The sequence below is a fragment of the Citrobacter tructae genome, from assembly GCF_004684345.1.
Taxonomy (GTDB): Bacteria; Pseudomonadota; Gammaproteobacteria; order Enterobacterales; family Enterobacteriaceae; genus Citrobacter; species Citrobacter tructae.
The window spans coordinates 68663-82688 of record NZ_CP038469.1 but is presented as its reverse complement, the minus strand read 5'-3'; the positions used below and the strand labels follow the sequence as shown (position 1 = coordinate 82688).

Annotated in this window: 11 protein-coding genes; 5 read left to right on the top strand and 6 right to left on the bottom strand. The window is 53.3% G+C overall.

Features of this window, described 5'->3' with window-relative positions:
• Nucleotides 1-208 precede the first annotated feature (208 nt).
• The 4 genes from E4Z61_RS01010 to ybiJ all read left to right on the top strand — a co-directional run bounded on the left by E4Z61_RS01010 (nucleotide 209) and on the right by ybiJ (nucleotide 4121).
• The gene (locus E4Z61_RS01010; RefSeq protein WP_135321132.1) at nucleotides 209-2494 is read left to right on the top strand and encodes a catecholate siderophore receptor Fiu; all 2286 of its coding nucleotides are present in this window, start codon (nucleotides 209-211) and stop codon (nucleotides 2492-2494) included.
• Nucleotides 2495-2537: 43 nt separating this feature from the next.
• The gene (ybiX, locus tag E4Z61_RS01005; protein ID WP_135321131.1) at nucleotides 2538-3215 is read left to right on the top strand and encodes a PKHD-type hydroxylase YbiX; all 678 of its coding nucleotides are present in this window, start codon (nucleotides 2538-2540) and stop codon (nucleotides 3213-3215) included.
• A 77-nt stretch (nucleotides 3216-3292) separates the two neighbouring features.
• Complete coding sequence (locus tag E4Z61_RS01000) at nucleotides 3293-3559, top strand: DksA/TraR family C4-type zinc finger protein (protein ID WP_135321130.1); 267 nt, start codon at nucleotides 3293-3295, stop codon at nucleotides 3557-3559.
• A 301-nt stretch (nucleotides 3560-3860) separates the two neighbouring features.
• Nucleotides 3861-4121, top strand: coding sequence for a DUF1471 family protein YbiJ (gene ybiJ / locus E4Z61_RS00995; protein ID WP_005123702.1), 261 nt, complete (start codon nucleotides 3861-3863; stop codon nucleotides 4119-4121).
• A 94-nt stretch (nucleotides 4122-4215) separates the two neighbouring features.
• Here ybiJ and E4Z61_RS00990 read toward each other — a convergent pair whose 3' ends face one another.
• The 5 genes from E4Z61_RS00990 to E4Z61_RS00970 all read right to left on the bottom strand — a co-directional run bounded on the left by E4Z61_RS00990 (nucleotide 4216) and on the right by E4Z61_RS00970 (nucleotide 11619).
• A complete protein-coding gene (locus tag E4Z61_RS00990) occupies nucleotides 4216-5301 on the bottom strand; it encodes a malate/lactate/ureidoglycolate dehydrogenase (RefSeq protein WP_135321129.1) in 1086 nt (361 codons plus the stop codon).
• Nucleotides 5302-5474: 173 nt separating this feature from the next.
• On the bottom strand, nucleotides 5475-6443 hold the full coding sequence (ybiB, locus tag E4Z61_RS00985) for a DNA-binding protein YbiB (RefSeq protein ID WP_135321128.1): 969 nt from the start codon (nucleotides 6441-6443) through the stop codon (nucleotides 5475-5477).
• 29 nt (nucleotides 6444-6472) lie between these two features.
• Nucleotides 6473-8623 (bottom strand): ATP-dependent DNA helicase DinG, encoded by a 2151-nt coding sequence (gene dinG, locus E4Z61_RS00980; protein ID WP_135321127.1) that lies wholly within the window; start codon nucleotides 8621-8623, stop codon nucleotides 6473-6475.
• A gap of 188 nt (nucleotides 8624-8811) precedes the next feature.
• A complete protein-coding gene (locus E4Z61_RS00975; protein ID WP_135321126.1) occupies nucleotides 8812-10233 on the bottom strand; it encodes a DASS family sodium-coupled anion symporter in 1422 nt (473 codons plus the stop codon).
• 33 nt (nucleotides 10234-10266) lie between these two features.
• On the bottom strand, nucleotides 10267-11619 hold the full coding sequence (locus tag E4Z61_RS00970; RefSeq protein ID WP_135321125.1) for a class-II fumarase/aspartase family protein: 1353 nt from the start codon (nucleotides 11617-11619) through the stop codon (nucleotides 10267-10269).
• A 201-nt stretch (nucleotides 11620-11820) separates the two neighbouring features.
• Here E4Z61_RS00970 and E4Z61_RS00965 point away from each other — a divergent pair, with 201 nt between their 5' ends.
• The gene (locus tag E4Z61_RS00965) at nucleotides 11821-12555 is read left to right on the top strand and encodes a GntR family transcriptional regulator (RefSeq protein ID WP_135321124.1); all 735 of its coding nucleotides are present in this window, start codon (nucleotides 11821-11823) and stop codon (nucleotides 12553-12555) included.
• Nucleotides 12556-12590: 35 nt separating this feature from the next.
• On the opposite strand, the gene rhlE is transcribed toward E4Z61_RS00965, so the two are convergent.
• The gene (gene rhlE, locus E4Z61_RS00960; protein ID WP_135321123.1) at nucleotides 12591-13934 is read right to left on the bottom strand and encodes an ATP-dependent RNA helicase RhlE; all 1344 of its coding nucleotides are present in this window, start codon (nucleotides 13932-13934) and stop codon (nucleotides 12591-12593) included.
• Nucleotides 13935-14026 lie beyond the last annotated feature (92 nt).

The window sequence follows — 14026 nt, the reverse complement described above, 5'->3', positions numbered from 1 at the left end:
CATGTTCGAATTTTGATTCCAATGTAAATAAATGTATTTATTTTTGAATTAATGAATGCTAAAAAGTTGCCCTGATTAATAATGCTTATCAAAATCATTATCAATTGCGCATTTCATTACGGCGAGACCTGCAGGCATAACATCCAGAGAGATGTCCCTTCGCACGAGTGAAACCTTCTACTCAAAAAATAATAAGTTACTCATTAACATGGATAAAAATCGCAACCTGCCGTCCAGTAGTTTCCATTCGCTGACCTTTTTTGCCGGTCTGTGTATCAGTCTGTCTCCGGTAGCTCAAGCTGTTGCCGCTGGCGATCAGGATAAGAAACAAGAAGATACGCTGGTCGTAGAAGCAGCCAAGCCATCGCTGTACGCTCCCACACACTCTGCCGATCCGAAATTCTCCCGTCCGGTTGCTGATACTACGCGCACCATGACGGTGATTTCTGAGCAGGTTATCAAGGATCAGGGGGCAACAAACCTGACCGATGCGCTGAAGAACGTTCCGGGCGTGGGCGCATTTTTCGCCGGTGAAAACGGGAACTCCACCACCGGTGATGCTATTTATATGCGTGGGGCAGACACTTCAAACAGCATTTACATCGACGGTGTTCGCGATATCGGCAGCGTTACGCGCGATACCTTCAATACCGAACAGGTTGAAGTCATCAAGGGTCCTTCCGGCACCGATTATGGCCGCAGCGCGCCGACCGGCTCGATCAATATGATCAGCAAACAACCGCGCACCGACTCAGGTATTGATGCTTCTGCCAGCGTCGGCAGCGCCTGGCTGCGCCGCGGCACACTGGACATCAATCAGGTCCTTGGCGACACCACCGCCGCACGGTTAAACCTGATGGGTGAAAAAACACACGACGCCGGACGCGATAACGTTAAAAACGAACGCTACGGCGTTGCGCCGTCTGTCGCTTTTGGTTTAGGTACTGAAAACCGCCTGTATCTGAACTATCTGCACGTCACCCAGCACAACACGCCGGACGGGGGCATTCCCACCATCGGCCTGCCGGGTTATTCCGCGCCTTCTGCGGGGACTTCTGCCTTGAACCATTCCGGGAAAGTAGATACAAATAACTTCTACGGCACCGATTCGGATTACGACGACTCAACGACCGATACCGCAACAATGCGTTTTGAGCATGACCTGAACGACACCACCACCGTGCGCAACACCACACGCTGGTCACGTGTAAAACAAGATTACCTGATGACAGCGGTGATGGGCGGTGCGTCAAATATCACCCAACCCACCAGCAGCGTTGACACCTGGAGCTGGTCGCGGGTTGCGAACACCAAAGATGTCAGCAACAAAATCCTCACCAACCAGACCAATCTGACGTCAAAATTTTATACTGGTGCCATCGGTCATGACATCAGCACCGGCGTGGAGTTTACGCGCGAAACACAGACCAACTACGGCGTAGCGCCGATCACACCGCCGCCGGTGAATATTTACCATCCCAACAGCAACGTCAGCGTGGGCGGGTTGAACCGTAACGGTGCCAACGCCAACGGTCAGACCGATACCTTCGGCATTTATGCGTTCGATACCTTACAAATTACCCGTGAATTTGAACTGAACGGCGGCATTCGACTCGATAACTACCGCACCGAGTATGACAGCGCTACCGCATGTGGGGCTTCCGGACGCGGTGCCGTCGCCTGCCCGACAGGCGTAGCAAAAGGATCACCGGTCACCACCATTGATACCACTAAATCCGGTAACCTGGTGAACTGGAAAGCCGGGGCGCTTTATCATCTGACGGATAACGGCAATGTTTACATTAACTATGCCGTCTCGCAGCAACCGCCAGGCGGCAGCAACTTTGCCCTCGCCCAGAGCGGTACCGGCAATAGCGCCAACCGTACCGATTTTAAACCGCAAAAAGCGAAGACCAGCGAAATTGGTACCAAATGGGAAGTGTTGGATAAACGCCTGCTGTTAACCGCCGCAATTTTCCGCACCGACATTGAGAACGAAGTCGAACAGAACGACGACGGCACCTATTCCCAGTACGGCGAGAAACGCGTTGAAGGATACGAACTTTCTGTCGCCGGGAACATTACCCCGGCATGGCAGGTGATTGGCGGGTATACCCAGCAGCGTGCCACGGTACATAGTGGCAAAGACGTCGCTCAGGATGGTTCATCCTCCCTGCCGTATACGCCGGAACATGCGTTCACCCTGTGGAGTCAGTATCAGGCCACTGATGATATTTCCGTTGGCGCAGGCGCACGCTACGTGGGCAGTATGCATCGCGGCGCTGACGGTGCAGTAGGCACGCCATCCTTTACCGAAAGCTACTGGGTCGCTGATGCCAAACTGGGATATCGCGTAAACCGCAATCTTGATTTCCAGCTCAACGTCTACAACCTGTTCGACACCGATTATGTCTCCTCGATCAACAAGAGCGGATACCGTTACCACCCGGGTGAGCCAAGAACCTTCCTGCTCACCGCCAATATGCATTTCTGATTTATCGCGTGGGGCGTAAGCCCCACTTTCAGGAGAGACACTGATGATGTACCACATTCCTGGCGTCTTATCGCCGCAGGACGTTGCCTGGTTTCGTGAACAACTGGACACAGCAGAATGGATAGATGGCCGCGCCACCACCGGCGCTCAGGGTGCACAGGTTAAAAATAACCAGCAAGTTGATACCCGTAGCGAGCGCTATGCCATGTTACAGAAAGAGGTGCTGGCCGCCGTCAACAATAGTGCGCTGTTCTTTGCCGCCGCGTTACCCAAAACGCTTTCCACGCCGTTGTTCAATCGTTATCAGAACGCTGAGACCTACGGCTTTCACGTCGATGGTGCGGTGCGTAGCCATCCGGAAAGCGGCTGGATGCGTACCGACCTTTCCGCCACGTTATTCTTAAGCGATCCCGACAGCTATGAGGGCGGGGAACTGCTGGTCAATGACACCTACGGCCAGCATGCGGTAAAACTCCCGGCGGGCGACCTGGTGCTTTACCCTTCCAGCAGCCTGCACTGTGTGACTCCTGTGACGCGCGGCGTCCGCGTGGCCTCGTTTATGTGGATCCAGTCGATGATCCGTGACGATAAAAAACGCGCCATGCTCTTTGAACTGGATAAGAACATCCAGTCCCTGAAAGCGCGCCATGGCGAAAGCGCCGAGATCCCATCTCTCCTTAATCTTTATCATAACCTGCTGCGCGAATGGTCTGAAATCTGAAGTCGTGCTTGCGTGTTCGTTTTTTGCCCATACCATTCACTATAATTATTATACAACCCGAATGTATGGAGGTGACTATGGCATCTGGATGGGCAAATGACGACGCAGTGAACGAACAGATCAACAATACTATTGAAGATGCTGTCGCACGTGCTCGTGGCGAGTTACCCACGGGAGAAAGCCTGTATGAATGCGAAGAATGTGGCAATCCTATCCCTCAGGCCCGACGAGAGGCGGTTCCAGGGGTACGTTTATGCATAACCTGCCAACAGGATAAAGATTCACATAATTCCACATACTCAGGATATAATCGCAGAGGATCGAAAGACAGCCAGCTACGCTGACCCTTCTTTACCAAAAATTTCAGCGCATACGATTTCCTTTACGAGCACGGTTTTTCGCGACGGGTGTAGCAAAATGTGCCGTTGTCACTTGCTCTGTAAAGCGCAATGATAAGAACTGTAAATCCGTCGCCTGAATTTATTAATATTCAATAAGTTATTTGTCATTCAATTTTTTTGATTGATGCCGTCAATTCTATTCGATTTTCTCTCACATAAAAAAACGTGATACTTCTCACATCGACAGAACAACGTCTACCGAACAAAACAACTGACTAACAGAATAACCTGCGAGAGATTAATCATGAAAAATATCAAATTTGCTGTTGCCGCCATCGCCCTGTCTACCCTGTCATTTGGCGTTTTCGCTGCCGAGCCGGTTTCTTCCACTCAGGCACAAAGCATGAATAAAATTGGTGTGGTATCTGCTGATGGCGCAACTACGCTGGATGGCCTGGAAGCAAAACTGGCTGAAAAAGCTGCCGCTGCAGGTGCAAGTGGCTACAGCATTACGTCCGCTGTCGGCAAAGACAAAATGAGCGGCACTGCGGTTATCTACAAATAACCGACGAATTACCTGCACGACCCAATGCTCCAACCCTCATTGACCCTGTTTGTTACCCTTTGTTTGCCCGTCCACTGGACGGGCTTTTTTTTGCTTACTGTTCCAGCTGTTGACGGAATTCCTGCAACGCCGCGTCCGGCATCCCCACTTGCTGCGCCGCTTCGCAAATCGCTTGCCAGCTTCCGGCGTCCAGCGGGATGCCCTGCGCCAGTCGTGCCTCGCGGGTATTCACCTCCCACTCCCCCGGTAACAGAATTGGAGTCTCCTCGGCATGCGGCGAAGCTTTGACCCATTTCGCAAATGCCGCAACCTGATTGTCGCAATCCGGTGCCCCAAATAACGTCGGGTTAAGAATAATTGTCGTCATGCAGTTAATGATCGCATCAGCACTGTCCTGCAAACTCTCTTCGTGCGTTGTTTTACCGCCGGAAAGCGCACCACCAAGAATTTCGCACATCGCCGCCAGCGCGTAGCCTTTGTGCTGGGCGAAGGTAAGCAACGAGCCCAACGGAGACTCTTGCATCACAGCCGGGTCGGTTGTGGGCGCACCGTCTGCGTCAATCAGACACCCCGGAGCAACTGGTTCGCCCTTATGCCACGCGACGCGCGTTTTACCAAAGGCAATGGCGCTGGTTGCGTAGTCCAGCAGCAGCGGGAAGTCATTCTTACGTGGAAACACGGCGCAGAAGGGATTGGTGCCAAAACGGCTATCACGGCCATGAAACGGTGCGACCATCGGGATCCCCACCACATTCACAAAATGCACGGAGACAAAACCTGCATCGGCGCATTGCTCAGCCCAATAACCAATGCGTCCAATATGGTGCGAATTATGTAACGCCACAGCGGCGATACCATACTGGCGTGCTTTTTCGATTCCGAGTGCGATAGCCTCATGCGCCGCCACCTGGCCAAACGCGCAATCGCCGTCAAGCGTTACCACCGCCCCCGCATCTTTGACCACCTTGGCATGACGGTTGATCTGCAGATGTCCCTGCGAGAATGAGCGAACATAGCTTGGGATCATGCCAATGCCGTGGGAATCGTGCCCGGCGAGGTTCGCGGCGATCAGATGATCGGCCACTAAGCGCGCTTCCTGCTCCTCGCTGCCCATATGACGGAAAATAGCCTGAATAAAGGCGTGCAGCGCGGGCGCATGAAAGCGGTGTCCACTGTTCATCGTTATCTCCTGTTGTGTTGCGTGTTTGTTGTGTTTCTTATTTTTCAACAAACTATGCTGCGCCACGACGGTCAGGAGGTCAATAAACGTGCAGAAATTTCACATTGCAGGAATGGTAAAAATAGAGGGCATCGGCGGGCCTGCAAAACAGGTCCGCCGGGAACGTTAGCGCATCAGAAGCATTGTTCGACGCGGGTAAATCCTTCAGCCAGCGTGGCAACTTCGCCGGTTGCCACCAGGCAACACGCCATCTGAATCTTCAACGAGGCCGGTATCGGCTCGCTTCCGTCCAGGCAACGCTCTATCCAGCGCGCCGTGGTTTCCGGATCTTTTGCCACCGGCAGCGGTACCGGCTCGTCAGGCATTTCACTCTGACGGTCCTGCAACACTCGCACGCCGGACGAATCTATCAGGCTTATCTGCGGGCAACGCTGAGGGTTGGCGTACACTTCCCCTTCCGTACCGTGCATCAGCAGGCCGCGTCCGCCGATATCGCCAAAGAATTTCGCCACGCGCGATACGTATTCCGGGTGCGAAACACTGGCAAGACGCAGTGCCGCATCTTCGGCAAACAGCGTGGCTAATTTCGCCAGCGTATGCGCACTGTTACGCACCCCCATTCGCCAGCGCATCGCCAGCTGTTTCTCCAGCGGAGGACACAGCGCGCTCACCGGGATAAACACCGGTTCATGCCCTTCTAGTTTTGCCTGCGCCTGCCCCGCATGCAGGGTTGGCGCAATGCCCATCAAGTCAAAAATAGTTTCCGTCAACACGCGGGTCGGATCTTCACTCACTCCGTGCACCACCACCGGAAAACCCAGTTTATGCAGCAAAATAGCCAGCAACGGCGTCAAATTCGCCTGCTTACGCGCACCATTGTAGCTGGGAATGACAACAGGCATCGGTTTAGCGACGGGCGGCGTCAGGCGCATGGTATGGTTTTGCATCGCCTCATAAAAGCCCAGCATTTCCGCCTCACCTTCTCCTTTAATGCGCAGAGCAATCAATATGCCCCCCATCTCAAGGTCAGGCACGTCGCCGTTCAACATGTGGGTATACAGTCCACGAGCGGTATCCTGATCCAGGTCACGCGCGTGATTTTTACCTCGCCCGATCTCTTTGATGATTTTGCGGTAATCCATCGATAACTCCTTGCCTGTTGCTCACATCGTTAACGCCGACGGCGGCGCGTGGGTTTCGCTTTTTCTTTTGGTTTTACTATAACGTCTGGCACAGCAGGTTGCTCTATCGGAAATACGGGTAACGCATTCAGTAAACGCTGACCATAGTTTTTGGTCAATAAACGCTTGTCGTAAATCACCACTTCGCCCCAGCAACCGTGGCTACGAATGAGTCGCCCAACCTGCTGGATCAAGTTGAACGACGCTGCAGGTAAGCTCTGCACCTCGAAGGGGTAACGATTCAGGCTTTTCAGCCACTCCCCCTCGGTCACCACCACCGGGCTGTCGATGGGTGGAAACGCGATTTTGTGAATATGCACCTGAGTCAACAGGTCGCCTTTCAAATCGAGACCTTCGGCAAAGGATTGCAGCCCGACCAGCACGCTACGCTCACCGTTTTGCACCCGCTTACGGTGTAGTTCCACCAGACGGTAACGCGGCTGATCGCCCTGCACCAGCAACAGCAGACGCAGATCGGTCATGTGCTCAAGAAAACGTTGCATCGCGCGACCGCTGGCAAAGAGCACCAACATACCTTGATGTTTTTTGCTTTCCACCTGCTCGCGGAAATAGGCCGCCATTTCGGCAATATGCTGCTCTTCGTTCTCCATCAACGGTTCGTAATGCATCTGCGGAATGACAATTTTGCCTTGCTCGACATGATTAAACGGTGAGTCCAGCGCCACAAAGCGGTCCCCGGCCTTTTCTTTCAGGCCGCTCATCTCCTGCAGGCGCGAGAAACTATTGAGCGAGCGCAACGTTGCGGAGGTAACAATAATATGCGGCACACTGCGCCACAGCAGGCGCTCAAGCTGATCGCTAACGCGGATCCCCACGCAGTGGAACCAGACGTGGAGTTGTCCGTCACGCACGTCGCGCGTCACCCATTTGGTCACCGGTGCGCCTGATGACTGCGCCAGAGAAGCCAGCCGCCACAGCTTACTTTGCGCTTCAAACATACCCAGCGCCCGGTTCATCTGCAAAATAACCCGATGCAGACGCACAATATCGTGGCTGCCCGTTTTTTCACTGAGATCGTTTAAGAACAGCTCCGCCAGCCCGCGCAGCATTTCAGTGAGTTTGGCCAGACGCTGACAAATCTCCATCACTTCCGCAGGCAACTCGCCCATTGCAAAGCGGTGTTCGGCTTCTTGGGTGGCAGGCAGATACAGATTAAGGATGTTGTTTAATGAAGCGATTAGTTCATACAGCTCTTCGCAGTGGGCGTTCAGACGCTCTGGATTGGCCAAAGGCGGCGTAGTTTTCGGGCGGAACTGCTCCAGGCAGGTAGCCACTAATTTGCTGAATAAATCCAACTGGAGCCGATACCAGGGCGCGGTGATTTCTGCGCTCATTTCCAGCGCATCGCGCGCGACGTCCGGTAGATGGTGGCCTTCATCGAGCACCAGCAGCAGGTTTTTCGGTTCCGGCAAGACAGCCTCACTCTCCATAGCCGCCATCACTAGCGCATGGTTTGCCACCACCACTTCGGCTTCCTGGATTTCTCGGCGGGCAACAAAAAACGGGCATTCTCGGTAGTAGTGACAGTTGCGGTTCAGGCAACTGGCTTTATCGGTGCTCAGGCGCTGCCAGAGCCCATCATCAATGGCGATATCAGTGTGATCGCGCAGCCCGTCCCATTTGTAGGTGTCGAGATCGCCTTTGAGCCTGGCGCAGCGTTTTTGTTCTTCCTGGTTGTTTGGCGTCAGTTCATCGTCAAGAAACGCCAGCAGATCCTGCTGATTGGGTTCGCTACTGGCCAGCGCCGCCAGGTTACGCGGACAAACATAACGCCCGCGCCCAAACGCGGCGGTAAATCGCAGGTCCGGGATGATTTTGCGCAGCAGCGGTAAGTCTTTACTGTAGATTTGATCCTGCAGCGCAACGTTGGCGGTACTGACCACCAGCGTCTTTTGTTCTTCACGGGCAATGGCAATTCCCGGAATTAAATAGGAGAGCGTTTTCCCGACGCCGGTCGGCGCTTCGATAGCCAGATGTCGCCCGTCTTCCCCAGCCAGCGTTTTAGCGACATCAGCAATCATCTGCCGCTGCGGTGCTCGGGGGATAAAGTCGGGGATCTGTTCCTGAAGCGCCTTATACCAGGCGGCAATTTGCGCTTTCAGCGCCGCTGTTAATGCCATGAGAAAACCTGAAATACTGTATAAACAGCCACTATTGTGGCACATTTCAGGCACTGACTGTACCTTTTTCCCGGGTTCTGGAAAACAGCTCGCAACTTTGATACGCATTGCTGGATGGCGGCGTAAACGCCTTATCAGGCCTACAGATGCGTCAACGTAGACCTGATAAGCACAGTACAGCGCGTCGTTTAATAATATCCCAGCAACTTCCACCACAGCATGCCCACGGCAAAAATGATGATCACATTCACCGTCACTACGCAGAGGTTGATTTTGTAAAAACGCGGTCGCTCAAAATAACCTTGCGCAAAATAGATTGGCCCGGGTCCGCCGCCATACTCCGTATTTCCCCACATCAGGTTACTGAAGATACCAAAGCAGATAGCCACCATCATCGGCGGCGCACCCGCAGCGATTGCCGTTGCGGCAAAAGGAGCGTACAGCGCAGCCACGTGCCCGGTTGCGGTAGCAAAGAGATAATGGACGTAAATATAAAGAACCCCCAGCATAACAAAGGACTCAATCGCGCCAAATCCCTGGATACCGCTGCCCAGTTTTACCGTCATCCATTTGATAAAACCCAGATCGGCAAGTCCGGTCGCCAGACTGATAATGACGCTAAACCAGATGACCGTATCCCACGCGGCATGGTCATTGAGCAGACTTTTCCAGCTTACTGCACCAGAGGCAAACAGATAAGCAGCAAGCCCCAGCCCGACAGACGTTGCGGATAATCCGGTAATCAAACTGGTGCCCCAGCCGACGAGTGCCAGCACAAAGCCAAAGGCGACTTTTTTCTCGTTACTGCTCATCACACCGAGCTCGCCCAGCGCCTGCTTGCCCATTGCTTTTGCCTCTGGCGTACGCTTAAGCTCTGGATCCAACAACTTATAAACCAGTAGCGGCATCAGGCAGAAACAGACCATCGCCGGGACCACTGCGGAAATAAACCATCCGCCCCACGTTATCTCAACGCCTAACGAGGACTTTGCCAGGCTTGCCACCAGCGGGTTGGCGGCCATCCCGGTGAGAAATATCGCCCCGGTGATCGGCGTGAACTGGAAACATACCATGGTTAAAAAATCGCCAATACGCTTACCCGTTACTCCCGGAGCCGATCCCAGAACGTCATTGATTGAGCGGGTGATCGGAAAAATAATCCCGCCAGAACGCGCGGTCACCGAAGGCATAGCCGGGGCCATAATCAGATCGGAAACGCCCAGCGAATACGCAATGCCAAGGCTACTTCCCCCAAAAAGCGACAGCATCTTATACGCGATACGTTTTCCCAGCCCCGAGGTAACAAACCCCAGAGAAAGAACATAGGCGCAAAAGATAAGCCACACCGTACCGGAAGCAAAACCGGAAAGGGCTTTGGCTTCCGGTAGCGTTTTGGTAAAAATCACTACACAAAGCGCAATCAACATGACCGCCCCCGAAGGGAGCGGCTGGGTCAGAATGGCGGCAATGGTCGCTGCAAAAATAGCAAACATATGCCAGGCCTGAGGCGTCAGTCCCTCAGGTACGGGATAAAACCAAATGATTCCGCCAATCGCCAGCGGTATCAGGAACGACAGAATGGATTTTCCCGCGACAGAATTCGTTGACATAAAAATATCCTCATTCCGTTAGCCCGAGAGCATTCATTTCCGCGACATATATTTGGCCAGTACCTGATCCACCATGGCAGGCGCCATCCCCAGATAATTCGCCGGATCGGTTAACCCTTCGATAATCTGTGGGTCAAGGCGTTCAGCGACCGATGGCATGGCATTCAGCACATCGGCGAGGCGTCCTCCTTGTTCGTTGACGATACGGCACGCGTCATACACCACGTCATGCGCATCCTGACGGCCGATGTACGGAGCCAGGCCCATCATCACCGCTTCAGCCACAATCAGTCCGTTCGTCATACCGAGGTTGCGCTTCATCGCCGCTTCGTCAACGACCAGTCCTGCCAGCATAAAGTTAGCCTGATGCAGCGCCCCCGCGCTGAGGACAAAACTTTCCGGGATCGCAATCCATTCCGCATGCCATGGTCCGGTCGCCCGTTCCAGATCCTGCACCATCGCATCCAGCATCAGCCCCGCCTGCTGACGTACACCTTTGGCACACGCCAGCATCAATTCGCTGGAGATGGGGTTACGTTTTTGCGGCATAGTGCTACTGGCACCACGTCCTTTGACAAACGGTTCATACAGCTCGCCAAATTCATTAGACGCCATCAGCATCACATCATAGGCAATTTTGCCCAGCGAACCGGTTATCACTGCCAGCAGATTCACCGCTTCCGCAAAACCGTCACGCGCCACATGCCAGGTAGACGTCGGAACATTAAGCCCAAGTTCTTCCATCATGGCTTTTTGTACCGCCAACCCCTTGTCACCCAGTGATGCCAACGTCCCCGCCGCCCCCGCAAACTCACCGACCAGCACGCGCGGACGCATCTGCGCAAGACGCTCGGTATGACGTTCAAACATATCCAGCCAAATGGCCGCTTTATAACCGAAGGTGACTGGTAGCGCCTGCTGCAAATGGGTTCTTCCCGCCATTGGCGTATCGCGGTAACGGCGTGCAAGGTCAGCCAACGTTGCGCGGAGTGTGTTCATATCGGATTCGATTAATTCAAAGGCATCACGAATTTGCAGGACTACCGCCGTATCCATAATGTCCTGAGTGGTTGCCCCCCAGTGCACATAACCTCCGGACTCCCCAGCCTGTTTTGAAATCTGATGCACTAAAGGCAGAATCGGGTAGCCAACGATTTCCGTTTCATGTCTCAGCAAATCAAAATCAAGCGTGTCGGCATTACATTTCTCAGCAATTTCCTGCGCCGCTGACAACGGGATCACGCCACAGCGAGCCTGGGCTTTCGCTAATGCCACCTCCACTTCCACGTATTTGCGAACCAGTTCACGATCGTCAAACACCGCGCGCATAGCGGGCGTACCGAAAGAATCCCTGAACAGAATAGAATCAAGTACATTCGAAGCCATAAATCCCCCTGGAAAATCTGATAATGATAAGATGCGTATCTTAGGTCGTTTGTTGGAAGTACAAACACCGATCAAATGTCCAGACATAACAATATGTCCGTACATTTAAATGTCCGGACATTTATAATATTCATAAGGAATGTATGGAATAGCCCGTACATATTTTTGTGACAGTGATCATTAATTTTTGACGAAACTGCGATGAAAGAATCTCTGTACAAACGAATAGCACGTGAACTGGCACAGCAAATTTCAGTGGGCACATTTGCCCCCGGTTCGCTGTTCCCCACAGAAATGGAACTGTGTGAAACATGGCAGGTCAGTCGCCACACCATACGAGAAGCGTTGAGGGAATTAACGGAACAGGGGCTGATTTCACGGCGTAAGGGTGCAGGAACCCGTGTTTGCGAACCGCAAACCAACGGTGTTAATCACCCGCTTTCGCACCTTGAGGATCTGTTGCTGCTGGCCAAAAATAATCTGCGTGTCATCAAGAAAATTGATGAGATTGTGGCTGATATCGAGCTTTCTCAGATGATTGGCTGTCCGCCAGGCTCACGCTGGCTGCACATTGCCAGTACCCGCGAAGATGCACAAAACCCGGATGCGCCAATCTGTTGGACGGACAGCTACGCCAGTACAGAGTATGCGAAGCTGCGTACTTACATTCGCGATGATCCGCATTCGTTGATTAGCGATTTGATCGAAACGCACTACGGCATTAAAAGTCATGAAGTGCATCAGACAATCACCGCGGTAGGTGTACCCAAAAAAGTGGCAAAAATCCTTAACGTGGAGCCTGAGTCACCAGCAATGCGAATTGTGCGCCGCTATCTGGACAGAGAAGGAAAGGTCTTTGAAACGACGATCTCGATCCATCCAGCAGGGCGCTATACCTGCTCGATAGTGCTGAAATCGCAGAGTTCTGGAGAGTAAAAAAAACCTGCCGATTTGGCAGGTTTTTAATTCGCTTACTGCGCTGAAGACGGTCTGCGCGGGCGACGCGGTGGCCGCGGCTTGTCGCCTGCCGGTTTACCTTCGCTACTACGCGGTTTCGCCTTTGGCGCACCGCCGTCCTGACGACGAGGCTGTTGACCGCGACCCGCTCCGCCTTGTCCACGACCGCCGCCACCACGCTGCTGGCGTCCGTTCTGGATTGGCTCTGCTTTAATCGACGGGTCCGGCGCATAGCCATCAACGGCAATACGTGGGATCTCTTTTTTCAGCAGTTTCTCGATGTCATGCAGTAGTTTGTGCTCATCAACGCACACCAGAGACAGCGCTTCACCGGTTGCCGCAGCACGACCGGTACGACCAATACGGTGGACGTAATCTTCCGGTACGTTTGGCAGCTCGTAGTTCACCACGTGAGGCAGTTCTTCAATGTCGAGCCCACGCGCAGCAATGTCGGTCGCCACCAGCACGCGAATATCGCCAGATTTAAAATCGGCCAGCGCACGCGTACGTGCACCCTGCGATTTATTGCCGTGGATTGCCGCGCTGCGGATGCCATCCTTATTCAGCTGTTCTGCCAGGTGGTTTGCACCATGCTTGGTACGGGTAAAGACCAGCACCTGCTGCCAGTTACCCTGACCAATCATCTGTGACAGCAATTCACGTTTGCGTTTTTTATCCACGAAGTGAACAAACTGGCTGACCTGCTCAGACGCGGTATTGCGACGCGCGACTTCAATTTCCAGCGGGTTATGCAGCAGTTTTTCTGCCAGCGATTTAATGTCGTCAGAGAACGTTGCGGAGAACAGCAAGTTCTGACGTTTAGCCGGCAGTTTAGCCAGCACGCGACGAATATCATGGATAAAGCCCATATCCAGCATACGGTCAGCTTCATCCAGTACCAGGATCTCAACTTGATCCAGTTTCACTGCGTTTTGATGTTCCAGATCGAGTAAACGGCCTGGCGTTGCCACCAGCACATCTACACCACTACGCAGTTTCATCATCTGCGGGTTAATGCTCACACCACCGAAAACCACCAGTGAGCGAATGTTCAGATATTTGCTGTAATCGCGGACGTTTTCGCCAATTTGAGCCGCCAGTTCGCGGGTTGGCGTCAGGATCAGCGCACGCACCGGACGACGGCCTTTGCCATGCGGTGCATGAGTAATAAGATGTTGTAACAGCGGCAGGGTAAAACCTGCCGTTTTACCCGTACCGGTCTGGGCGCTCGCCATCAGATCGCGGCCTTCCAGCACCGCAGGGATAGCCTGCTGCTGAATAGGGGTAGGTTCACGGTAACCCTGCTCGGCAACAGCGCGCAAGATATCAGGGTTTAAACCAAGGGAATCAAAAGACATAACTACTCCGAACCGCCCTGACCGTTACCGGTGTAGTTTTCAGGGAGATGCTCGCAAAAGAGATGACAAAAACCACAATGTCATGAAGGGGC